General features: G+C 65.4%; 18 protein-coding genes. 16 read left to right on the forward strand and 2 right to left on the reverse strand.

Going from position 1 to position 23,604, the window contains the following annotated elements; all coding sequences use genetic code 11:
• Nucleotides 1–102: 102 nt before the first annotated feature.
• From DYQ94_RS03875 to DYQ94_RS03885, 3 genes are all read left to right on the forward strand, one after another.
• Nucleotides 103–1,041 (forward strand): nucleoside hydrolase, encoded by a 939-nt coding sequence (locus DYQ94_RS03875; RefSeq protein WP_126966769.1) that lies wholly within the window; start codon nt 103–105, stop codon nt 1,039–1,041.
• A gap of 71 nt (nt 1,042–1,112) precedes the next feature.
• Nucleotides 1,113–1,355, forward strand: coding sequence for a type B 50S ribosomal protein L31 (locus DYQ94_RS03880; RefSeq protein WP_024938126.1), 243 nt, complete (start codon nt 1,113–1,115; stop codon nt 1,353–1,355).
• Between the two features lie 229 nt (nt 1,356–1,584).
• The gene (locus DYQ94_RS03885; RefSeq protein ID WP_024938127.1) at nt 1,585–2,874 is read left to right on the forward strand and encodes a citrate synthase; all 1,290 of its coding nucleotides are present in this window, start codon (nt 1,585–1,587) and stop codon (nt 2,872–2,874) included.
• A 102-nt stretch (nt 2,875–2,976) separates the two neighbouring features.
• Here DYQ94_RS03885 and DYQ94_RS03890 read toward each other — a convergent pair whose 3' ends face one another.
• Nucleotides 2,977–3,627 (reverse strand): hypothetical protein, encoded by a 651-nt coding sequence (locus DYQ94_RS03890; RefSeq protein WP_065046260.1) that lies wholly within the window; start codon nt 3,625–3,627, stop codon nt 2,977–2,979.
• A gap of 222 nt (nt 3,628–3,849) precedes the next feature.
• A complete protein-coding gene (locus DYQ94_RS03895; protein WP_160955206.1) occupies nt 3,850–6,267 on the reverse strand; it encodes a penicillin-binding protein 1A in 2,418 nt (805 codons plus the stop codon).
• Nucleotides 6,268–6,481: 214 nt separating this feature from the next.
• Here DYQ94_RS03895 and DYQ94_RS03900 point away from each other — a divergent pair, with 214 nt between their 5' ends.
• From DYQ94_RS03900 to tkt, 13 genes are all read left to right on the forward strand, one after another.
• Complete coding sequence (locus DYQ94_RS03900; protein ID WP_039423791.1) at nt 6,482–7,540, forward strand: pilus assembly protein PilM; 1,059 nt, start codon at nt 6,482–6,484, stop codon at nt 7,538–7,540.
• Entirely contained in the window at nt 7,540–8,313 is a 774-nt protein-coding gene (locus DYQ94_RS03905; protein WP_024938131.1) for a PilN domain-containing protein, read from the forward strand. Before DYQ94_RS03900 ends, DYQ94_RS03905 begins: the two co-directional genes overlap by 1 nt.
• Nucleotides 8,310–8,975, forward strand: a complete 666-nt coding sequence (locus DYQ94_RS03910) for a type IV pilus inner membrane component PilO (RefSeq protein WP_024938132.1) — start codon at nt 8,310–8,312, stop codon at nt 8,973–8,975. The genes DYQ94_RS03905 and DYQ94_RS03910 overlap by 4 nt, the downstream gene beginning before the upstream one ends.
• Entirely contained in the window at nt 8,972–9,505 is a 534-nt protein-coding gene (locus DYQ94_RS03915; RefSeq protein ID WP_024938133.1) for a pilus assembly protein PilP, read from the forward strand. Before DYQ94_RS03910 ends, DYQ94_RS03915 begins: the two co-directional genes overlap by 4 nt.
• 19 nt (nt 9,506–9,524) lie before the next feature.
• Nucleotides 9,525–11,471 carry a type IV pilus secretin PilQ gene (locus DYQ94_RS03920; protein ID WP_102251376.1) on the forward strand — a complete coding sequence of 649 codons (1,947 nt, stop codon included), beginning with the start codon at nt 9,525–9,527 and terminating at the stop codon, nt 11,469–11,471.
• Between the two features lie 307 nt (nt 11,472–11,778).
• On the forward strand, nt 11,779–12,798 hold the full coding sequence (locus DYQ94_RS03925) for an AAA family ATPase (protein WP_065032777.1): 1,020 nt from the start codon (nt 11,779–11,781) through the stop codon (nt 12,796–12,798).
• 22 nt (nt 12,799–12,820) lie between these two features.
• Nucleotides 12,821–13,783: a DUF58 domain-containing protein gene (locus tag DYQ94_RS03930; protein ID WP_160955207.1), complete on the forward strand. Its 963-nt coding sequence runs from the start codon at nt 12,821–12,823 to the stop codon at nt 13,781–13,783.
• Between the two features lie 2 nt (nt 13,784–13,785).
• Nucleotides 13,786–14,247 carry a DUF4381 domain-containing protein gene (locus DYQ94_RS03935; protein ID WP_126966771.1) on the forward strand — a complete coding sequence of 154 codons (462 nt, stop codon included), beginning with the start codon at nt 13,786–13,788 and terminating at the stop codon, nt 14,245–14,247.
• Nucleotides 14,244–15,251 carry a vWA domain-containing protein gene (locus DYQ94_RS03940; protein ID WP_126966772.1) on the forward strand — a complete coding sequence of 336 codons (1,008 nt, stop codon included), beginning with the start codon at nt 14,244–14,246 and terminating at the stop codon, nt 15,249–15,251. The genes DYQ94_RS03935 and DYQ94_RS03940 overlap by 4 nt, the downstream gene beginning before the upstream one ends.
• On the forward strand, nt 15,248–17,101 hold the full coding sequence (locus DYQ94_RS03945; protein WP_160955208.1) for a VWA domain-containing protein: 1,854 nt from the start codon (nt 15,248–15,250) through the stop codon (nt 17,099–17,101). Before DYQ94_RS03940 ends, DYQ94_RS03945 begins: the two co-directional genes overlap by 4 nt.
• The gene (locus DYQ94_RS03950; RefSeq protein ID WP_126966774.1) at nt 17,098–18,837 is read left to right on the forward strand and encodes a BatD family protein; all 1,740 of its coding nucleotides are present in this window, start codon (nt 17,098–17,100) and stop codon (nt 18,835–18,837) included. The genes DYQ94_RS03945 and DYQ94_RS03950 overlap by 4 nt, the downstream gene beginning before the upstream one ends.
• A 964-nt stretch (nt 18,838–19,801) precedes the next feature.
• Nucleotides 19,802–21,082 (forward strand): dicarboxylate/amino acid:cation symporter, encoded by a 1,281-nt coding sequence (locus DYQ94_RS03955; RefSeq protein WP_102253528.1) that lies wholly within the window; start codon nt 19,802–19,804, stop codon nt 21,080–21,082.
• 242 nt (nt 21,083–21,324) lie between these two features.
• Nucleotides 21,325–23,325, forward strand: a complete 2,001-nt coding sequence (tkt, locus tag DYQ94_RS03960; RefSeq protein WP_043087982.1) for a transketolase — start codon at nt 21,325–21,327, stop codon at nt 23,323–23,325.
• Nucleotides 23,326–23,604: the final 279 nt, after the last annotated feature.

Consider the following 23,604-nt stretch of genomic DNA (forward strand, 5'->3'; position numbering starts at 1 on the left):
CAGAGCTAGGTCGCTGCGATCTGGATGGGTAACCGATTCGCGTGCCTCGCCGATCCTTGCGAAGATGCGGCAACGAATCCCGAATGACCAATCTCCGATCCTATGACCAAAAAGATACCGCTGCTGATCGACACCGACCCGGGCGTGGACGACGCGCTGGCCTTGCTGATGGCCTTCAACGACACCCGGCATGAGGTCGTTGGGCTGACCATCGCCGCCGGCAACGTGGGCCTGGAGCACACCGTGCGCAACGCCTTGAAGGTGTGCGAGATTGCCGGGCGCGACGATGTGCCGGTCTATGCGGGCTGCCCGCAGCCGCTGCTACATCCCTCGGTGGACGCGGCGCATGTGCATGGCATCGACGGCTTCGGCGATGTCGGCCTGGCGCCGGCCAAGCGCACTGCCGAGACCGAGCACGCCGCGCTGGCCATCCTGCGCCTGTCGCACGAATACGCCGGCGAGCTGCTGCTGGTCGCGCTCGGTCCGCTGACCAATCTGGCCCTGGCCCTGACGCTGGATCCGACCCTGCCGCAGCGCGTGGCGCGGCTGGTGGTGATGGGCGGGGCGCTGACCGGGCACGGCAACATCACCGCCGCGGCCGAATTCAATATCGGCTTCGACCCGGAAGCGGCACATATCGTATTCCGCGGTTTTCCGCAGTTCGACGTGGCCGACTGGGAAGCCACCATCGCGCACGGGCTGCTGCATCGCGATGTCGAGCAATGGCTGGCGGCCGACTCCGCGCAGGCGCGGTTCTACGAAGAGATTTCGCGCAAGACCCGGCTGTGGTCCGAAGACAGCCGTGGCGAGCACTGGTACGCCGCCGACGCGCTGGCGATGGCGTTCGCGCTGCATCCGGAGGGCGCGCAGCGGCTGGAGCAGCGGCCGGTGCATATCGAGCTGACCGGTACGCACACCCGCGGCATGACCCTGGTGGACTGGGAGCGCCGGGATGGCACCCCCGACAATGCCAACCTGCTGCTGGACTACGATCGCCCGCAATTCTTCGGCCTGGTCGCCGCGGCGCTGGCGGCGGGGTAAGGCGATCTTGCGCCGGGCGTCTGGAGGCCGCTATAATGCCCGGCTTATCCAGGCAGCCCGGCGCCAAGTCCATGAAAGATAACGTTCATCCCAGCTACAACGACGTCGTCTTCCACGACGTGACGTCCGATTTCAAGATTCTGACCCGTTCCACCATGAGCTCGAAAGAGACCGTGAAGTGGGAAGATGGCCAGGAATACCCGCTGATCAAGGTGGATATCTCCTCGGCCTCGCACCCGTTCTATACCGGCAAGCACAAGGTGATCGACACCGGCGGCCGGATCGACAAGTTCCAGAAGCGCTACGCGCGCTGAGCTTGCAGGACGGGCTGTACCGGCAGCGGCCGCGCATTGCGCGGCCGTTGTTTTTTGGGGCGGCGGCAACTTCGTTTTCACGCCGTCGACGGGGCGTCTACGACTTCTGTCCAAGCGACGGCCAAAATGTTGCTGTGCGATAATGACGTGATCCGGGGCGATGCCCTGGACTTCCATCACGTGCCTGCCCATTTGGTGACAGGCGCCTTCCACTGAAGGAGCGTACACAGTGTCCGATCTTGATCAGGTCACGCTCAACGCCGGCGACAAGTCGGTCGTTCTGCCGGTTCTCAAGCCCACGCTTGGCAATGATTGCGTCGATATTTCAAAGCTGACCAAAGAAACCGGTCTGTTCACCTACGACTCGGGCTTTACCGCCACCGCCAGCTGCAAGTCGGCCATCACCTACATCGATGGCGACAACGGCGTGCTGCTGTATCGCGGCTACCCGATCGAACAGTTGGCCGAGAAGTCCAGCTTCCTCGAAGTCTCGTACCTGCTGATGAACGGCGAGCTGCCGACCGCGGACGAATTCAAGAAGTTCGACCACGAAGTCACGCATCACACGATGATGCACGAGTCGCTGAAGAACTTCCTCGGTGGCTTCCGGCATGACGCCCACCCGATGGCCATGCTGGCCGGTTCGGTCGCCTCGCTGTCGGCGTTCTACCACGACACCCTGGACCTCAACGATCCGGAGCAGCGCCGCCAGGCCGCCATCCGTCTGATCGCCAAGGTGCCGACCCTGGCTGCTGCCGCGTACCGCTATTCGATCGGCTGGCCGATCCGCTACCCGCGCAACAACCTCAACTACGTCGACCGCTTCCTGCACATGATGTTCGAAGTGCCGAGCGAGCCGCTGGAGATCAATCCGGTGGTGGCCAAGGCGCTGGATCTGCTGTTCATCCTGCATGCCGATCACGAGCAGAACGCCTCGACCTCGACCGTGCGTCTGGTCGGTTCGACCGGTGCCAACCCGTACGCCTCGGTCGCAGCGGGCATCACCGCGCTGTGGGGCCCGGCACACGGTGGCGCCAACGAAGCCGTGCTGAAGATGCTGGAAGAGATCGGCACCGCCGACAACGTCGAGTCCGCCGTGGCCAAGGCCAAGGACAAGAACTCCTCGTTCCGCCTGATGGGCTTCGGTCACCGCGTCTACAAGAACTTCGACCCGCGCGCCAAGATCATCCGCGAGATGACCCACAAGGTGCTGGGCGAACTGGGCGTCAACGATCCGCTGCTGGAAGTGGCGCTGAAGCTGGAAGAAGCCGCGCTGAAGGACGACTACTTCGTGCAGCGCAAGCTGTACCCGAACGTCGACTTCTACTCGGGCCTGATCTACAAGGCACTGAACATCCCGGTGGAAATGTTCACCGTGATGTTTGCCATCGCACGCACCGCCGGCTGGGTGTCGCATTGGCTGGAGCAGCAGGTCGACCCGGAAATGAAGATCGGCCGTCCGCGCCAGATCTACACCGGCTACGACAAGCGCGACTACACCGACGCCGGCCAGCGCTAAGCGCCTGCGGTTGTCTGCTTGAACGAACGCCCCGCATTGCGGGGCGTTTGCTTTTGCGGGTTGGCGTTGTGGTCAGTGGTCACGCGTCATGGCGCGCTGCGCTCAGCGCGTGCGCGGCAGGGCGTGGCCACCATCCTCTTCTGCCAACAACTGACGCAACTGGGCGGCCGAGGCGCGCTGCATCGGTTTTTCGTCCAGCTGCGACAGCGGTGCCTGGCGCAAGGCATCGTACGGCAGCACGGTCAGGTCGAAGGTCAGTTCCTCGGCACTGAACAGCCACACCGGGAACTCGGCCGTGCGCTCGCGGTCCAGGCGCAGCCGGCGCGTACGCGATTCGGCCGGAACGCGGTGTTCCTCCAGGAAGCGCTGCACGGCGTCGGCATCGTCGCTGTGCAACTGCAGCTGCACCGGCGCATTGGCGTCGGCCGTGCCATCGAGCACCGGGCCGGCCAGGCGCGGCTGGAACGGGCTAAGAAACTCCAGCGCGCGCAATGCGGCTTCGCGGCGTTGGCGCAGCCGCAGCCCGTGCGCAGGCCCGGCGAACAGGCGCTGGTGCTCGCGCAACGCATCTTCGATCTCGCGGTTGCGCGGCAGCGATGCGTCGTCGTGGATGCCCAGCCGGCTGGCCGCCTTGAGCTTGGCCTGATGAAAATCACGGATGCCACCCTCGGCCATCAGCCGGGCCGCTTCGTGCGCCAGGCGATGGCGACGTTCTCGGGTTCGCGTATCGGCGTGTTCGCGCGCGTGATGCATGACCGGGCTCCCCTAATGAACCTGGTTCGACTCTACAACAGCGGCATGAAGAGGTGGCGAATGCCCCGGTGTCTCCCTGCAAGGGCAATCACGCAATGGCGATTGCCCGGCCCCTTCTGCTGCAACCGGAAACAGTCGATGCCACGAACCCGATCGGGGAATCGGGCGGACGAAGCCGTTCCGATTCCCCAATCCCGAATCCCGATTCCCCAATCCCGGCCCTCAAAAGATATCGAAGGCCTTCTCGTCCTGCTGTTCCTGCAGGCCGTAGTCGTAGTCCTGCAGGCGATCCAGGTCCTCGTTCTTCACCCATTCCACCGCACCATTGATGGTGGCCTGGGTCATGCCGTCGGGCGGATCGTTGGCGGCGATCGGCTTGTCCTTCAGCGCCACGCGCATGTAGTCGATCCAGATCGGCAGTGCCGCCTTGCCGCCGTACTCGCGATAGCCAAGCGAACGGAAGTCGTCGCGACCCACCCACACCGTGGTGGCGTAGGGGCCGCCGAAGCCGGAGAACCAGGCGTCGCGGTGATCGTTGGTCGAGCCGGTCTTGCCGCCGACGTCCTCGCGCCCCAGCACCTTGGCCGCGGTGCCGGTGCCGCGCTGGACCACGTCGCGCATCATCGAGACCAACTGGTAGGCGGTACGCTCGTCGATGGCGCGCGGCGCGATCTTGGTTTCGGCAGTGGCTGCCGGGGCGGTCTCCGCCGGGGTCGCCGGGGTCGGTTCGATCGACTTGGGCAGCGCGGGGGCGCCGAAGTTGAAGCCGTCCACCACCTGGCTCACCGGCGCGACATTGCCGCCCTGCAATGCGCAGGTACGGCAGGCCACCGCCGGCACTTCCTTGAAGACCACATTGCCGTCGCGGTCCTTGACCTCGTCCACGATCCAGGTCTCCACCCGCGAGCCGCCATTGGCGAACACTGCATAGCCACGCGCGACCGACAACGGCGTCAGCGAAGCCGTGCCCAGCGACATCGACAGGTTGGGCGGCAGCTCGGCTTCCTGGAAGCCGAACTGGCTGATGTACTTGCGCGCAAAATCGACGCTGATCGCGTCCAGCAAGCGGACCGAGACCAGGTTGCGCGATTGCACCAGCGCCTCGCGCAAGCGCATCGGGCCGCGGAAGCCGCCGCCGTCGTTCTGCGGCGACCAGGTCTTGCCGCGGCGGTCGCGGAACACCACCGGCGCATCGAGCACGATCGAGGCCGGGTTGAAGCCCTTCTCGAACGCGGCCGCATACACGAACGGCTTGAAGCTGGAGCCCGGCTGGCGGCGTGCCTGGGTGGCGCGATTGAACTTGTTGCCGGCGAAGCTGAAACCGCCGACCAGCGCGCGCAGGGCGCCGCTGTTGGCATCCAGCGACACCAGCGCGGCCTGGCCGCGCGGCAACTGGTCGATGATCCACTCGCCGTCCTTCTCGCCGGCGCGGATGCGGGTCAGGTCGCCGCGCGTCAGCAGCTTGGCCGGCGTCTTGTTGGTCCAGCGACTGGCGCTGGCCGGCAGGGTCAGCTCGGTCTTGTCGCTCTGCACGACGGTCACGCCGCCGTCGGCATTGGTGCGTGCCACGATCACCGCGCGCAGGCCGCCCTGGGTGAACACGCCGGACAGGTGCTTGGCCAGTGCCGCGGCATCCGCATCGGCGGCGACATCGAAATGCTGCTCCACCCCATGCCAGCCATGCCGGTGGTCGTACAGGCGCAGACCTTCGGCAACCGCCGCATCGGCACCGGTCTGCAGCGTGGCATCGATGGTGGTGGTGACGTGGTAACCCTTGTTGAGCACATCGCCGCCGTACTTGGCGATCATTTCCTGGCGCACCAGCTCGGCCACGTACGGGGCGTAGACCTCGACCGGCGGCTCGTGCGGCTTGGCGTGCATCGGCACCGCCTTGGCGGCGTCGGCTTCGGCCTGGCTGACAAAGCCCAGGTCGGCCATGCGTTGCAGCACATAGTAATCGCGGCGCTCCTGCGCGCGTTCCGGATTGCTGATCGGGTTGCCGCTGGACGGGAACTTGGGGATGCCGGCCAGCGAGGCCATCTCGTCCAGGCTCAACTCGCTCATCTTCTTGCCGTAGTAGTACTCGGCCGCAGCACCGACGCCGTAGGCGCGATTGCCGAAGAAGCTCTTGTTGAGATACAGCTCGAAGATCTCGTCCTTGCTCAGCTCACTCTCGATCTTGCGCGCCAGCAGGATCTCGGCGAGCTTGCGGGTGTAGCTGTATTCGGAACTGAGGAAGAACTGCCGGGCCACCTGCTGGGTGATGGTCGAACCACCCGGCACGCGCTTGGCATCGGTGCTGGCCAGCAGCCACACCGCACGGGCGATGCCCTTGTAGTCCACGCCGCCGTGTTCGTAGAAGCGCGCATCCTCCGTCGCCAGGAAGGCCTGCTTCAGGCGCAGCGGCACGTCCTTCATCTGGATGGGGTAGCGCCGGGTCTCGCCATAGACGGCCATCAGGCGGCCGTCGCTGGAATAGACGTACATCGGCTCCTGCAGCTCGACCTGCTTGAGCGACTGCACGTCCGGCAACTTGGAGGAAATGGCGTAATACAGGCCGCCGGCAGCAATAGCGCCAAGCAGGGCGAGCACCACGAACGCGGCCAGGATCCAGCCCAGCCAACGGCGAATACGGGGCATGTAAGAGAGATTCCGATTGCAGATTTCTTGGTCACAGAGTATAGATGACGCCGGGTTTGGCTGGGGCCGAACTCTGGGGATCGCAGGAAACAGCACTGGGGTCACGTCGCGGGGCCATTGCCATGCGCGTGAAGGGCTTGTCACCTGTTAAAATTTAATTATTAATACGAGGGCGCAGACAAGCGTCCAAGTGCCCATCGGCAGGGGAGTTTCCGTGGGGCTTCTACCCAAGAGTCAATCGCCACTGATTGGTGTCGATATCAGTTCCACTGCGGTCAAGCTCTTGCAGCTGTCGCGCAGCGGGAACCGTTTCCGCGTGGAGCATTACGCGGTGGAACCGTTGCCGCCGAATGCGGTCGTGGAAAAGAACATCGTCGAGGTCGAGGCGGTCGGCGAAGCGATTCGTCGCGCCATCAACCGTTCCGGCAGCAAGGCCAAGAACGCCGCAGCCGCGGTGGCCGGGTCGGCGGTGATCACCAAGCTGATCCCGATGCCGGCCGATCTGGACGACAGCGATCTGGAAGCCCAGGTCGAACTGGAAGCCACCAACTACATTCCGTACCCGATCGAGGAAGTCAATCTCGACTTCGAGGTGCTCGGCCCGATGCCCAACAGCCCGGACATGGTCCAGGTGCTGCTGGCCGCCTCGCGTTCGGAGAATGTGGAACTGCGCCAGTCCGCGCTGGAACTCGGTGGCCTGACCGCCAAGGTCATGGACGTGGAGGCCTTCGCGGTCGAGAACGCCTTCGCCCTGGTCGCCAGCGAGTTGCCGGTGGCCGCCGATGCGGTGGTTGCGCTGGTGGACATCGGCGCGACCATGACCACGCTGAGCGTGCTGCGCTCCGGTCGCAGCCTGTATAGCCGCGAGCAGGTCTTCGGCGGCAAGCAGCTCACCGACGAGGTGATGCGCCGTTACGGGTTGACTTACGAGGAGGCCGGCCTGGCCAAGCGTCAGGGCGGCTTGCCGGAGAGCTACGAGGTCGAAGTGCTGGAGCCGTTCAAGGAGGCGACGGTGCAGCAGATCAGCCGCTTGCTGCAGTTCTTCTACGCGGGCAGCGAATTCAATCGCGTCGACTGCATCGTGCTGGCCGGCGGCTGCGCTGCGCTGTCGCGCCTGCCGGAAATGGTGGAAGAGCAGCTCGGCGTGACCACCGTGGTCGCCAACCCGCTCGCGCAGATGACGCTGGGCCCGAAGGTCCAGGCGCATGCGCTGGCGCTGGATGCACCTGCATTGATGATCGCCACCGGCCTGGCCCTGAGGAGCTTTGACTGATGGCAAGAATCAATCTTTTGCCCTGGCGCGCCGAGCGCCGGAAGGCGCGCGAGCGTGAGTTCTATTCGATGCTGGGCTTCGCCGCGTTGGGCGGCGTGCTGTTGTCGGTCCTGATCTGGTTCTACTACGACGCGCAGATCAGCGGCCAGACCGAGCGCAATGCGTTCCTGACCGCCGAGATCGACAAGGTCAAGGCGCAGAACGAAGAGATCAAGGAGCTCGACAAGAAGAAGGACCGCCTGCTCGCGCGCAAGAAGGTGATCGAGGAGCTGCAGGCCAATCGTTCGCAGATGGTGCATCTGTTCGATTCGCTGGTGCGCACCATCCCCGATGGCGTGGCCTTGACCAACATCAAGCAGGACGGCGACATCCTGACCCTGGAAGGGCGTTCGCAGTCCAACGCGCGCGTCAGTACCTATATGCGCAACCTGGAAGGCTCGGGCTGGATGACCAATCCGGACCTGTCGATCATCGAGGCCAAGAGCCAGGACAAGGCTGGGCAGCCCGCGGGACCGTCGATGGACACCAAGACGCTGCCGTACGTGTTCACGCTCAAGGTCAAGCTGGCCAATCCGAACGAGGCCGACAAGAACGGCACCGCACCGGTCGATGCGCAAGCGCCGGGTGCAACGCCAGCCGGTACGGCCCCTGCGGGCGCGCCAGCGGCGGCACCTGCAGCACCTGCGCCTGCCACGTCGCCGGCCGCTGCTCCTGCACCCGTGCAGCCAGCGCCGGCGTCCGCCAATCGGCCGCAGGAGGGGGCGGCGTCATGAGTAAGAAAGCATTCAAGCTCAGCGATCTGGATTTCAACAACATCGGCGGCTGGCCGCAGCAGGCACGCATCGTGTTCTGCGTGGTGGTCGGCCTGTTCATCATGGTGCTGGCCTGGTTCCTGTTGATCAGCGGCAAGCGCGATGAACTCGAAGGCCTGGAAGGCACCGAAACGCAGCTGCGCACCGAGTTCGAGACCCAGCAGGGTCGCGCGGTGAATCTGGAGCCGCTCAAGCAGCAGCTCGCGCAGATGGAACAGGTGCTGCAGCAGATGCTGCGGCAGCTGCCCAGCAAGACCGAAATGCCCGATCTGATCATCGACATCTCGCAGACCGCGCTGTCCAGCGGCCTGTCCAACGAGTTGTTCCAGCCGGGCCCGGAATCGCCGAAGGAGTTCTACGCCGAAAAGCCGATCGCCTTGCGCATGGTGGGCAGTTATCACCAGTTCGGTGCCTTCGTCAGCGGTGTGGCGTCGTTGCCGCGCGTGGTGATCCTGACCATGCACGACATCAACCTCAAGCCGAGGGACCCCAAGGCCGGCATCACCCCGCGCGGGGCGCTGGAACTGTCCGGCACGGTCAAGACCTATCGTTATCTTGACGATGAGGAAATGGCAGAGCAGGAGAAGGCCGCGGCCGACGCTGCGAAGAAGGGCGGCCAATGACCATGAAACTGCTCAAGATCCTGTCCTGCGTGGCGCTAATTGCTGTATTGCCGGCGTGTACGCGCGGGGTGACCAGCACACCGGGCGATGCGCCGAACCTGGAAGCCTGGGTCGCCGAAGTGCGCGCACGGCCGGCGCCGCCGTTGGAGCCATTGCCGGTGATGCAGCAGTTCGAGACGTTCGAATATGCGGCGCAGTCGATGCGCGACCCGTTCAGCGATGCCTGGGTCAGCGCCGAAGGCGGCAACGGCACGCGTCCGGATCCGAACCGGCGCAAGGAGCCGCTGGAAGCCTATCCGCTCGACGCCCTCGACATGGTGGGGACCATTGGCGGTGGCTCGGGCCTGGTTGCGCTGGTCATGGCACCCGACAAGGTGACCTACCGGGTGCGGCCGGGCGTGTATCTGGGACAGAGCGATGGCCGGGTCACCGGGGTCTACGAAGACCGCATCGAGCTGATTGAACTTGTGCCGGACGGTGCGGGCGGATGGCTTGAACGGCCGGCCGCGCTCGCATTGGATGATCAATAAAGTGATAGGGGATAGCACGATGACGTTTTCCAATGCCCGGCGGCTGCGTCCGGTTCGACGCCACGCGGTATTCCAGGCCTGCGCGATGGGGTTCGCGCTGGCGCTGGCGAGCGGTAGCGCGTTCTCGGCGGCGGCACTGAAGCAGCCTGTGCAGGACCCGGCCAAGACCGCTCCGGCGAGCCTGGCGGTGTCCAAGATCGATTTCAAACGTGGTGAGGATGGCGCTGGCCGTCTGATCCTGCAGTTCGACGGCCAGGGCGCCAGCCCGGATCTGCGCACGCAGGGCGACAACGTGCTGGTCGACATCAGCAACGCACGCCTGCCCGCCGAACTGCAGCGCCCGCTCAACGTCACCGACTTTGCAACGCCGGTGCAGCGCGTCGAGGTCAAGCCATCCGGCTCGGGGTCGCAGCTGGTGCTGTCGACCAAGGGCGCGTTCGATTCGCTGGCCTACCAGACCGGCAACGAATACGTGGTCGAAATCACTCCGCGCAAGGGCCAGCCCGCGGTCGGTGGCGTCAGCGCCGCAGCCGTCACCCAGGCCGCCGCGCAGATCGCTGCGCGCGGTTACAGCGGCCGCCCGGTGACATTCAACTTTCAGGACGTGCCGGTACGCACCGTGCTGCAGCTGATCGCCGAGGAATCCAACCTCAATATCGTCGCCTCCGATACCGTGCAGGGCAATGTCACGCTGCGCCTGATGAACGTGCCGTGGGACCAGGCGCTGGACATCGTGCTGCGCGCCAAGGGGCTGGACAAGCGCCGCGACGGCGGCGTGGTGTGGGTCGCCCCGCAGCCGGAGCTGGCCAAGTTCGAGCAGGACAAGGAAGACGCCCGCATCGCGATCGAGAACCGCGAGGATCTGATCACCGATTACGTGCAGATCAACTACCACAATGCGGCCGTGATCTTCAAAGCGCTGACGGAGGCCAAGGGGATTGGTGGCGGTGGTGGTGGTCAGGGCGGCGGTCAAGGTGGACAAGGTGGCCAGCAGGACAATGGATTTTTGTCGCCTCGCGGTCGCCTGGTTGCCGACGAGCGCACCAATACCCTGATGATCAGCGATATTCCGAAGAAGGTCGCGCAGATGCGCGAGCTGATTTCGCATATCGATCGGCCGGTGGATCAGGTGTTGATCGAAAGCCGCATTGTGATCGCGACCGACACGTTCGCGCGTGACCTCGGTGCGCGGTTTGGTATCACTGGTTCAACTGGCCGCGGTATTTTGAGCGGCTCATTGGATAGTAATGTCAATTTCCAGAATACTTCGGCTCAGCGTGCCAATGAACTTGCCAACACGGGCACAAGCACAACGCTAGCGTCGCATCTATTCCCGACTGGGTTGAATGTGGACCTTGGTGCAAGCGGGTTTACCAACAGCAGGGCAGCAGGTTTGGCATATACGCTGCTGGGCTCCAATTTCAATCTCGATATCGAGCTTTCGGCGATGCAAGAGGAGGGGCGTGGCGAGGTCGTTTCAAATCCCAGAATCGTCACTGCCAATCAGCGTGAGGGTGTCATCAAGCAGGGACGGGAAATCGGTTATGTGACAATCAGCGGCGGCGGTGCTGCCGGTTCGGCCGCGCAAGCCAACGTACAGTTCAAGGAAGTGTTGCTTGAGCTGAAAGTCACTCCGACCATTACCAATGACAATCGCGTTTTCTTGAACATGAATGTCAAGAAAGACGAAGTCGCGCGGTTTATCATTCTGGAAGGGTATGGCACCGTGCCGGAAATCAATCGTCGTGAGGTCAACACCGCCGTTTTGGTCGGTGATGGCGAGACGGTGGTAATCGGTGGTGTTTACGAATTCACAGATCGCGAGAGCGTCTCCAAGGTTCCCTTCCTGGGCGACATTCCATTCCTCGGAAATTTGTTCAAGAAACGTGGACGCAGCAAAGAAAAAGCCGAGTTGCTGGTCTTCGTTACCCCGAAGGTGTTACGTGTTGCGAGTGCTACCCCTTAAGAGGCAGCCATGTCGAAAAAAGGCCGCGAAAGCGGCTTTTTCCATGGTGAAGCATGTCGTTAAGGGCGGTAGGCGGTTTGGGCCGCCGAGGTGGTCACAAGCAAGCGATATGTTGTCTTGCATCAAGACCATCAAAGCTTCTGGGCCGGTTCCCCTTGTGCTGTGATCGTGCTGGCCTGATTGCTTTGCCAAGGCGCGATGCCTGCGGTCCCTGCTTGTGTGACCTGTTTCATGCCCGGAGTCACTGACTGAATGCTCAGGGATGATCGAGTGAACCAATTGCGCTCGAATCGGTCACACTGGTCCTATGAACGCACCGCCGCTGTTGCCCCCAGAAGCCGCTGCCGCGCCCGCCCAGGACCGGTTGCATCGTCAATTCACCCTGCTGCGCGAGTCGCTGGCGCAGCGCATCGTGGGCCAGTCCGCGCTGGTCGAACGGTTGCTGATCGCCCTGCTGGCCGACGGACATCTGCTGGTCGAGGGCGCGCCCGGGCTGGCCAAGACCACCGCGATCCGCGCGCTGGCCTCGCGGCTGGAGGCGGATTTTGCGCGGGTGCAGTTCACCCCTGACTTGCTGCCCTCCGATCTGACCGGCACCGAGATCTGGCGGCCGCAGGACAGCCGGTTCGAGTTCATGCCCGGGCCGATCTTCCATCCGATCCTGCTGGCCGACGAGATCAATCGTGCACCGGCCAAGGTGCAGTCGGCACTGCTGGAGGCGATGGGCGAGCGTCAGGTCACCGTCGGGCGGCATACCTATGCGCTGCCGCAGCTGTTCCTGGTGATGGCGACGCAGAACCCGATCGAGCAGGAAGGCACCTTCCCGTTGCCCGAGGCGCAGCTGGATCGCTTCCTGATGCACGTGCGTATCGGCTATCCACAGGCCGATGCCGAGGCGGAGATTCTGCGTCTGGCACGTGAGGCCGCGCGCGACACCCTGGAAAAGCACGAGACGGTACCCGACAAGATCCCGCTGGAAGATGTCTTTGCCGCGCGTCGGGTGGTGCTGGACGTGCATCTGGCGCCGCAGCTGGAGCGTTACCTGATCGAGATCGTGCTCGCGTCGCGCGATGCGCAGCGCTACGACCCGGCACTGGCGCGGCGGATTGCCTGGGGCGCGAGCCCGCGTGGGTCGATCGCACTGGAGCGCTGCGCACGGGCGCGTGCATGGCTGGCCGGGCGCGACTACGTGACCCCGGACGATATCCGCGCAATCGCGCCGGACGTGCTGCGCCATCGCGTGCTGCCCAGCTACGAAGCCACTGCCGAAGGCTGGGATGGCGAGCGCCTGGTCGCCGCCTTGCTGGAAAAGATTCCGCTGCCCTGATCGGGTAGCGTGTCGCCGAGGTATGCCGTCCTCTGACCAGAATCCGATGTCTTCGATGCCGTCTTCTTCCCCTGTCACCGCTCCGGCGTCGATCGCTGGTGATGGACTGCGGCCGACGCTGACGGAGCTGATCGCGCTGCGTGGCACCACGACCCATCGCGGGCAGCCAGGGCGTGGCCGCCATGGGCTGGTGGGGCCGGTACCGGCGGCAACGCGTGGGCGCGGGATGGAATACGCCGAGTCGCGCGAGTACGTGGCCGGCGACGATGCGCGGCATATCGACTGGCGCGTCACCGCGCGTACCGGGCGCGCGCACACCAAATTGTTCCAGGCCGAGCGCGAACGCTTGAGCCTGATTGTGGCCGATACCTCGCCAGCGCTCTTCTTCGGCACGCGGGTGCGCTACAAATCGGTGCAGGCCGCCCGTGCCGGCGCCGTTGCGGCGTGGCTGGCGCAGCGGCAGGGCGACCGGATCGCCGCGCTGCGTGGCACTGCCAGCGAAGCGCCGATTGCACCGCGCTCGGGTCAACGCGGCGTGTTGCCGGTGCTGGACGCATTGGCGCGCTGGTACACGCAGCCGCCGTCCGGCGATGCGGGCCTGGAGGTGGCACTGGACCATGCCGCGCGGTTGCTGCGCCCGGGTGCGCGGCTGACCGTGCTGGCCGATGCGCGCAGCGCCAGCAGGATTTCTGCCACGCGCTGGTCGGGCCTGGCCCTGCATCACGAGGTAGTGGTGATCGTGCTGGTCGACCCGCTGGAGCTGGCGCCACCGGCCCGCGCACTCAGCTTCGATGTGCGCGGCGAGCGCATCGCGATCGATCTGTCCACGCATGCCGGACGTGCGCGTTGGCAGTCCGAATTCGTGGCGCCGCTGGAACAATTGACCGCGGTCCTGCAGGCACGCGGTGTGCGCTTGCATCGCCTGTCCACCGACGATGCCAGCGATGCCTGGTTGGGCGGCAGTGCCGCCGTGCGGAGTCGATGACGATGTCGCCGCAATCGCTGCCGCTACGCGATGTCCATCTGCCGCCATCGCCGCCGTGGTGGCCGCTGGCGCCGGGCTGGTGGCTGGTGATCGCCGCAGTGGTCGTCGTGCTTGGCAGCGCATGGTGGTGGTGGCGTCGCCGTCGTCAGCAGCAGCGGCGCTGGCGGGCGGCCTTCGATGCCGAGCTGCAGCGCGCAACGACTCCCGCACAGCGTCTGGCCGCGTTGTCGGTGTTGCTGCGACGCGCAGCGCGCAGCGTCGATGCGCAGGCCGACCGGCTGCAGGGCGAGGCATGGCTGCAGTTTCTGGACGGGCGCAAGAGCAAGACGCAGGCCTTTTCGCAGGGACCGGGGCGCGCGCTGCTGGACGGCGGCTTTCAACGTGCGCCGGCGGTGACCGATCTGGATGCGGTGCAGGCGCTGGCGCGGCAGCGTTTTCTGAGTCTGATGCGAGGCCGGCGATGAACTGGCTGCAGTGGTCGCAGTGGCAGGATGCGCTGGCGCACTGCGCATGGCCGTGGGCATGGTGGTTGATGCCGCTGCCGTTGCTGATGTGGTTCTGGCCGCAGCGCCGCACCGATACGGCGGCGCTGCGCGTGCCTTACGCCGATCAACTGCATGCGGTTGCGCAGGCAAACAGTACACCGGTACTGCGGGTGCCGCGCTGGCTTGCCTGGCTGGGCTGGTTTTTCCTGTGCGCAGCGCTTGCGCGCCCGCAACAATTGGGCGATGTGATCCAGCCGCCGCGCGAGGCACGGCAGATGATGCTGGCGGTGGATCTGTCCGGCAGCATGAGCGAGCCGGACATGGTGCTCGGCGGCAATGTGGTGGATCGCCTGACCGCCGCCAAGGCGGTGTTGTCGGACTTTCTGGATCGTCGCGACGGCGATCGGGTCGGCTTGCTGGTGTTCGGTCAGCGCGCCTACGCGTTGACGCCGTTGACCGCCGACCTGACCTCGGTACGCGACCAGTTGGCCGACAGCGTGGTGGGACTGGCCGGGCGCGAGACGGCGATCGGCGATGCGATCGCGTTGTCGGTCAAACGGCTGCGCGAACAGAAGCAGGGCCAGCGCGTGGTGGTGTTGCTCACCGACGGCGTCAACACCGCAGGCGTGCTCAATCCGCTCAAGGCCGCCGAGCTTGCCAAGGCCGAAGGCGTGCGCGTGCATACGATCGCCTTCGGCGGCAATGGCGGCTATTCGTTGTTCGGCGTGCCGATTCCGGCCACGGGCAACGACGATATCGACGAAGACGGCTTGCGCAAGATCGCCGCGCAAACAGGTGGGCGCTTTTTCCGTGCCCGCGATACCGAAGAACTGGCAGGCATCTATGCCGAGCTGGATCGGCTGGAGCCGGTCAAGGCGCTCGGCCCCTCGGTGCAGCCGCGCGTGGAACGCTATTACTGGCCGTTGGGCGCTGCCATCGTGATTGCGCTGCTGGCCTATGTGTTGCCGCGGAGATGGCGATGAACGCGCTGACCGAACTGGCAGGCTGGCTGCAGTCGCTGCATCTGCTGCGCCCGGGGTTGCTATGGGCGCTACTGGCGATCGTGCCGGCGGCAGTGCTGTGGCAGTTGCGTCGACGGGATGCGGACGTGTGGCGGCAAAGCGTGGATGCGCATCTGTTGCCGACCTTGCTGGTGTCCGGCAGTCGGCGTGGATGGCTGGGATTCGTACTGGCTGCGCTGACCTATGCGCTGGCGGTGCTGGCGATGACCGGGCCGAGCTGGCGGCAGACCGAGCGGCCGGTGTATCACTCCAGCATGCCGCTGGTGGTGGCGCTGGACCTGTCTTCCAGCATCACCGCCAACGACCTGCCACCATCGCGTCTGCTGCAGGCGCGGGCCAAGTTGGCCACGTTGTTGCGCAAGCGGGCCGGTGGCGAAGTCGCATTGCTGGTCTATGCGGGCGAGAGTTTCACCGTTGCGCCGTTGACCGAAGACACCGCCAACGTGGCGTTGTTTCTGGATGCGCTGTCGCCATCGGTGATGCCGGTGGACGGCAAGCGCGCCGATGCGGCGATCGACGCGGCCACGCAGTTGCTGCTGCAGGCGGGTTTCAAGCAGGGCGACATCCTGCTGGTCAGCGACAGCGCCGATCGCGCGGCCGGAAGTTCTGCACGGTTGGCGCGCTCGCGTGGATTCAGCGTGTCCGCGCTCGGCGTGGGGAGCACGCGCGGCGCGGCCTATCGCACCACGACCGGTGAGATTGCGCAGACAAAACTGGATGAAGGCAGCCTGCGCGATCTTGCCGGGCAGGGCGGTGGTCGCTATGCGCGCATCACCGCCGACGATGCGGACCTGCGTGCGCTGGGCGTGCTCGACCCGGCGCAACAGCCGCTGGCCGATGAAGCTGCCGAGTCCACCGGCGGCAAGACCTGGCTGGACGAGGGCTACTGGCTGCTGCTGCCGGTGATGCTGTTGGCACTGCTGGCGTTCCGGCGGCGTACGGTTGTGGCGATTCTGGCCCTGGTGTGCGTGTTGCCGCTGGCCCAACCCGCGCATGCTGCCGACGGCACCTTGTGGCAACGCGCCGATCAGGTGCAGCAGCAACGCCTGGATGCCGGCGTGCAGGCGTATCGCAAGGGCGATTTCGCCGCGGCACAAAAAGCCTTCGAAAATGTGCCCACCGATGAGGGTTTGTACAACCTCGGCAATGCGCTGGCCAGGCAGGGCCAGTACGACCAAGCGATTGCGGCTTACGACCGGGCGCTCAAGCAACATCCGGATCAGCACGACGCCATCGCCAATCGTGCGGCGGTGGAGGCGGCGCGTAAGCGCCAGCAGCAGAACAACAAGGACGGCAAGGGCAAGGACGGCAAGGGCCAGTCCGACGACCAGAAACAATCCGGTCAGAATGACTCCGGCCAGAATCAGTCCGGGCAGAACAAGCAGAACGATCCAAAGCCCGGCCAGGACGGGCAAGGCAAACAGGACTCGCAGGGTAGACAGGACGGCAAGGATCAGCCGTCTGCACAGACGCCGCAGGACGCAGCCTCGCAGGACCAGCAGTCCAAAAACGGCCAGGGCGAGCAGAGCAAGCAGGACGCAGCGCCGCAATCGGCCGACGCCAAGGCGCAGCAGCAGGCCGATGCCGCGCAGCGGCAAAAGATGCAGCAGGCGATGGCGCAGGCTGGCGACAAGGGTGCCGATGCAAACGGCAAGCAGGCCGCTGCAGCAACGGCGAACGAAACGCCGGAGCAACGCGAGCAACGCCAGGCAGTGGATGCCTGGTTGCGGCGGGTGCCGGACGACCCGGGCAGTCTGCTGCGTACCAAATTCAGGCTGGAACACGAACGCAGGCAACGGGACGGACGATGATCGGCACACACCATTTGCGCCGCGCGGCGATCGGCATGTTGACCAGCGTGATGCTGCTCACCTGTGCACCCGTGGGTGCCGTCACGCGCGCGTGGCTGGATCGCGACAGCGCTAATGCCGGCGACGTGGTGATGCTGAATATCGAAACCGATCAACGCGGTGTCGATCCGGATTACACGCCGTTGCGCAACGATTTCGCGCTGGGGGCCAAGAGCGCTAACCAGCAGATGCAGGTGACCAATGGGTCGGTGACGGTGCGCGCGCTGTTCGGTGTGGTGTTGACGCCGCGCAAGAGCGGCGAGCTGATCGTGCCGGCGATCCGCGTGGGTAACGAGCGCACCGAACCGTTGCGGTTGCAGGTGGGCGCGTCGGCAAGCGATGCCGGCAGCAGCGCGTCCGGCGCAGCAGCGGCGGCGCAAGGCAACGAGGATGCCTTCGTCCAGACGCAGGTGGACGATCCTCAGCCTTATGTGCAGCAAAGTGTGGGCGTGGTGGTGCGGCTGTATTTCGCCACGCAGCTGGCGTCCGGCGAGCTGGATCTGGAAGCGCCCGATGGTGCATCGCTGCAGCGCATCGGCGACGACGTCAGTTCGGTCAAGGTACTCAATAACCGCCAATACAACGTGGTCGAGCGGCGCTATCTGCTGGTGCCCGAGCGCAGCGGCCGGCTGGTGTTGCCGTCGGCGCGCTTCAATGGTCGCTCGGTCGGCGGCTTCTTCGACGACTATTTCGGTCGTGGCAATGGCGAGCTGAGCGCACGCAGCGCCAGCATCCCGCTGCAGGTACGCGCACAACCGGCCAACGCGCCGCAGCCGTGGTTGCCGCTGCGCAGCCTGCAGTTGCGCTACACGACCACGCCGCAGCGCGCCACCGCCGGTGAAGCGGCCCAGCTCGTGGTGGAGGCCAGCGCACGCGGCGCCACCCAGGCGCAGTTCCCCGAATTGCCGACCCCGAGCGTGCCCGACGCGCAGGTGTTCGCCGAGCCGCCGCAATACGAAGAACGCTTCGTGGATGGCTCGCCGCAGCTGCGGCTGACCCGCCGCTATTCGATCGTGCCCAACCGCGCCGGCCCGCTGGTGGTGCCCGGCTTGCAGGTGGCGTGGTGGGATGTGGGTGCAGCGGCAGCCAAGACCGCGGCGTTGCCGGACCTCACACTGGACGTGGCGGCAGGCAGCGGCGCGTTTGCGGCGCCCGCGCCCGCGCCAACGCCTGCAGCCAATCCATCACCGGATAACGCTGCGCCAACCGCTGCGGCTGGCACGCTGAGTCTGCAGCAGGCTGCGGCCACGCAACGGCCTTGGGGCTGGATCGCTGCGGCGATCGGCTTTGGGCTGCTGTGGATTGCCACCCTGGTGTGGGCCTTGTTACGGCGTCGCGGCGGTTCGCATGGCGCGCCGGTGATCAATGCCAGCGATGCAGCTGCGCCCGGCCGGCGTGTGACGCACGGTGTGGCCGAGCTGCGACGCGCGCTCGACACCGGCGGCATGGACGACGTGGCCGCGGTGCTGTGCGGCATGGCCGGCGTTACCGATATCGACAGCGTGCTGGCAGCGTTGAGCGACCCGGCGCAGCAGGCGGCGGTGGCGCAGATGCAGCGCGCCCGCTGGGGCGGCGATGGCGACGTGACCAGTGCACGTTCGGCATTGCGCGAGGCCTTTGCCAAGGGCCCGCGTTGGCGGCATGCCACGGCTGCGGAGCCGGAGGTCTTGGCGCCGCTGTATCCGCCGGCGCCTTGATCGGTTTCGCTGCATTGGCAGCGGGGACAGGGGCAGGTCCTGCATGAACAGCATGCTGCGCCTCGCGTTGACGTGTTGATTCCGGTTGCATTCTGACTTCTTCACCTGTGCAGCCTGAAGCGCGGCGTTGGGTCTGTGACTTCGCTGCAGGGCCCTTACCCGCCCACCCTCGCGGGACACGCCGCAAGTACGTCCATGTAGGCTCTTACGCGGCATCCATGCCGCGTAAGGTCCCGCGACGGTGGGCGGGCAAGGGCCAGTCGAGATGGTCGGTGTGGTCGGTTGCAAGCAGAGCATGATGCGCTTGGACAGTGTGGAGAGATCAGTTGCAGAGCGACGGATCTGCGACTTCGCTGCAAGGCCCTTGCCCGCCCACCCTCGCGGGACACGCCGCAAGTATGTCCCTGTAGGCTCTTACGCGGCGACCATGCTGCGTAAGGTCCCGCGACGGTGAGCGGGCAAGGGCCAGTCGAGATGGTCGGTGTGGTCGGTTGCAAGCAGAGCATGATGCGCTTGGATAGTGTGGAGGGATCAGTTGTAGAGCGGCTGCCCTACGGCTTGGCTGCAGGGCCCTTGCCCGCCCACCCTCGCGGGACACGCCGCAAGTACGTCCTTGTAGGCTCTTACGCGGCATCCATGCCGCGTAAGGTCCCGCGACGGTGAGCGGGCAAGGGCCAGTCGGGATGGTTGGTGTGCATGGTTGCAAGCAAGAGCTCAGGGACTGATTCCATGGCGTGTTCCCAAAGCGGTTGGGCATCGCGCCCCGGTACAGGCGGCTCACGCATCCGCTCTGCCTGCCCACGGCGAGCGCGCCAGATGTGTTGAGCGCTCCAACGCCCGTATCGGCTGACATGGGGAGGTGCACCTACCCTCGGGCAGGCGCACGGCGGCAGGCCGGGTAGGTGGCCGCGTCGATGGCGTTTGTTAAGCTCCGGGGCTTGTGTCCAGATCAAGGCCCGACCAGATGACTGCATCCCCCGCCGCACGCCGCCCGGGCCTGCCCCTGCATTGGAAGATGGGCATTGGCTTCGCCGTCGGTCTGCTGCTGGGTCTGGCTGTCTACTACCTGGCTGGCAGCGATGCCGACTGGGTGCGCGTGGTCACCAAATACGTCACCACGCCGTTCTCGCAGATCTTCCTCAATCTGATCTTCATGCTGATCGTGCCGCTGCTGTTCTCGGCATTGGTGATGGGCATTTCCGAAATGGGCGACATCCGTGCGCTCGGGCGCGTGGGCTGGCGCACCCTGGGCTACACCGTCGTGCTGTCCGGCGTGGCGGTGTTGCTGGGGCTGGTGCTGGTGAATGTGCTCAAGCCTGGTGCCGGCGTGGACCCGCAGCTGGCCAACCAGTTGATCCAGCAGAACGCCGAGCGTACCCGCGAGATCATCTCCAGCTCCGGCACCCAGCCGCAGGGCATGGACATGCTGTTGTCGATCGTGCCCAGCAACGTGATCGCGGCAGCGTCCAGCAACGGCGCGATCCTGTCGCTGATGTTCTTTGCGGTGATGTTCGGCGTGGGCATGGTGCTGACCGCCGACGAAAAAGTGGCCACACTCAAGCGCGGCATCGAGGGCATCTTCGAAATCTCGATGACCCTGATCGGCTTGGTGATCCGCCTGGCGCCGTATGCGGTGGCCTGTTTCATGTTCAATCTGGCCGCGCTGTTCGGCTTCGATCTGCTGATCCGCCTGGGCGCTTATGTAGGCGTGGTGGTGCTGGCGCTGGGCCTGCACATGGTGGTGAGTTACGGGCTGGCGGTGAAGTTTGCCGGGCGTTCGCCGATCGGCTTCTTCAGGCAGACCCAGGAGGCCACAATGATGGCGTTCTCCACCGCCTCCAGTAACGCCACCCTGCCGACCGCCCTGCGCGTGGCCGACGAGATGGGCCTGCCGCCGCGGGTGTCGCGTTTCGTGCTGACCGTGGGCGCCACCGCCAACCAGAACGGCACCGCCTTGTTCGAAGGGGTGACGGTGATCTTCCTGGCGCAGTTCTTCAACGTGGACCTGAGCATCGGCCAGCAGTTCATGGTGATGCTGGTCTGCATCCTGGGTGGCATCGGCACCGCCGGCGTGCCGTCCGGCTCGCTGCCGGTGGTGGCGCTGATCTGCGCGATGGTCGGGGTCAACCCGGTCGGCATTGGCATGATCCTGGGCGTCAATCATTTCCTGGACATGTGCCGGACGGCGCTGAACGTGACCGGCGATCTGGCGCTGACGACCTTGGTTGCCAAGGGCGAGGAGTAGGGAGTCGGGATTGGGGATTCGTCACAGCGGGCTGCGATCGTCAGGCGCCAGGTTGGTTCTTGCGATGTTGCGACGGTGTCTGACACTGATTGCATCGCTTCCAGCGGACGAGTCTGCCAAGGTCGGCTCCGGCTTCACCAATCCCGAATCCCGAATCCCCAATCCCGGCTCCCTGACGCGCTCTGTGGGAGAATAAGCGTCTCCGCTTCCAGCGGTGTTCCCCTCCGCTTCCATAGACGCCCATGACCCAGCCCACCCGCCGCCAGCTGGCCAACGCCATCCGTTTTCTCGCCGCCGATGCGGTCGAAGCCGCCAAATCCGGCCATCCCGGCATGCCGATGGGCATGGCCGATATCGCCGAAGTGCTGTGGAACGATTTCTTCCGGCACAACCCGAACAACCCGCAGTGGTTCAACCGCGACCGTTTCGTGCTGTCCAACGGCCACGGCTCGATGCTGCAGTACGCGCTGCTGCACCTGTCCGGCTACGACCTGCCGATCGAGCAGCTCAAGCAGTTCCGTCAGCTGCATAGCAAGACCGCCGGTCACCCCGAGCGCAGCGAAACCCCCGGCGTGGAGACCACTACCGGCCCGCTCGGGCAGGGTTTTGCCAATGCGGTCGGGTTCGCGCTGGCCGAGAAGTTGCTGGCGCAGCGCTACAACCGCCCGGAGCTGGAAATCGTCGACCACCGTACCTGGGTGTTCATGGGCGATGGCTGCATGATGGAAGGCATTTCCCATGAAGCCGCTTCATTGGCCGGTACCTGGGGCCTGGGCAAGCTGGTCGCGTTCTGGGATAACAACCAGATTTCCATCGACGGCAACACCGCCGGCTGGTTCAGCGACAACACCCCGGAGCGTTTCGAGGCCTATGGCTGGCACGTGATCCGCGATGTGGACGGACATGACGCCGAGAAGATCAAGGCCGCCATCGAGACCGCGCTGGAGAACACCGACAAGCCCACGCTGATCTGCTGCCGCACCAAGATCGGCTTCGGCGCACCGAGCAAGGCCGGCAAGGAATCCTCGCACGGCGCACCGCTGGGCAAGGAAGAACTCGAGGGCGCCCGCAAGGCGCTGGAGTGGCCGTACGGCCCCTTCGAGATTCCCGAAGAGATCTACGCCGGCTGGCGCGCAGGTGGCACCGGCACCCTGCGTCAGGCCGAGTGGGAGCAGCTGTTCGACAAGTACGGCAAGCAGTACGCGGCCGAAGCTGCCGAGCTGACCCGCCGCTCGCACGGCGAGCTGCCGGCCGACTTCATCGCCCAGGCCGATGCCTACATCGCCAAGGCGCAGCAGGACGGCCAGACCATCGCCTCGCGCAAGGCCTCGCAGCTGGCGATCGAAGCGTTCGCGCCGTTGTTGCCGGAACTGATCGGCGGTTCGGCCGACCTGGCGCATTCCAACCTGACCTTGTGGAAGGCCAGCAAGTCGGTGGCCACCGATGATCCGGATGCCAACTACGTCTATTACGGCGTGCGCGAGTTCGGCATGACTGCCATCGCCAACGGCCTGGCGCTGCATGGCGGCTTCATTCCGTTCGACGCCACCTTCCTGGTGTTCAGCGATTACGCGCGCAACGGCGTGCGCATGAGCGCGTTGAATCCGGCCCATGCCATCCACGTGTACACGCACGACTCGATCGGCCTGGGCGAGGACGGCCCGACCCATCAGCCGGTGGAACACCTGGCCTCGCTGCGCTACATCCCCAACAACGATGTGTGGCGCCCGGGCGATGCAGTGGAATCGGCGGTGAGCTGGAAGGCCGCCATCACCCGCAAGGACGGCCCGAGCTGCCTGGTGTTCAGTCGCCAGAACCTGCAGCACCAGCCGCGCAGTGATGAGCAGCTCAAGCTGATCGAGCGCGGCGGTTATGTGCTGGCCGATGCCGAAGGCGGCACGCCCGACGTGATCCTGATCGCCACCGGTTCGGAAGTCGGGCTGGCGGTGGAAGCCAAGCAGACCCTGGACGCGGCCGGGCTGAAGACGCGCGTGGTGTCGATGCCGTCGACCGATGTGTTCGATCGGCAGGATGCGGCCTATCGCGAGTCGGTGCTGCCCAATGCGGTGCGCAAGCGCGTGGCGGTAGAAGCGGGCGTGACCGGCTTCTGGCGCAAGTACGTGGGCCTGGATGGCGATGTGGTCGGTATCGACACCTTCGGCGCCTCGGCACCGGCCGATCAGTTGTACGCATACTTCAAGATCACCGCCGAGCATGTGGTGCAGGCGGCAAAGGCGCTGTAAAAGCGTCGAGTGGCTTCCAATGAAACGCCGGCGAAAGCCGGCGTTTTTGTTTGCGCTGCACGTGGCGACCTTGCATGCACGTATCGCCTCGGTCGGGGAAACCGCGGTTCTTGCGGGGGTGGGAAGGTGCCTGGCGTGTTGCGTGAGGATCACCTGGCCGGACTTGTCCGGAAGGTCGGGCAAGCCGACGTGCCTGGTGGCATGCAGGCGGCTTCCTCAGCGCGCGTCGCCCGGGTGGCCGGTGCGCAGGCGTTTGCCCGCCGGGTCGCGGCCGGAGGT

Origin of the sequence: Xanthomonas sp. LMG 8993 (assembly GCF_009835065.2) — a bacterium.
GTDB lineage: Bacteria > Pseudomonadota > Gammaproteobacteria > Xanthomonadales > Xanthomonadaceae > Xanthomonas > Xanthomonas arboricola.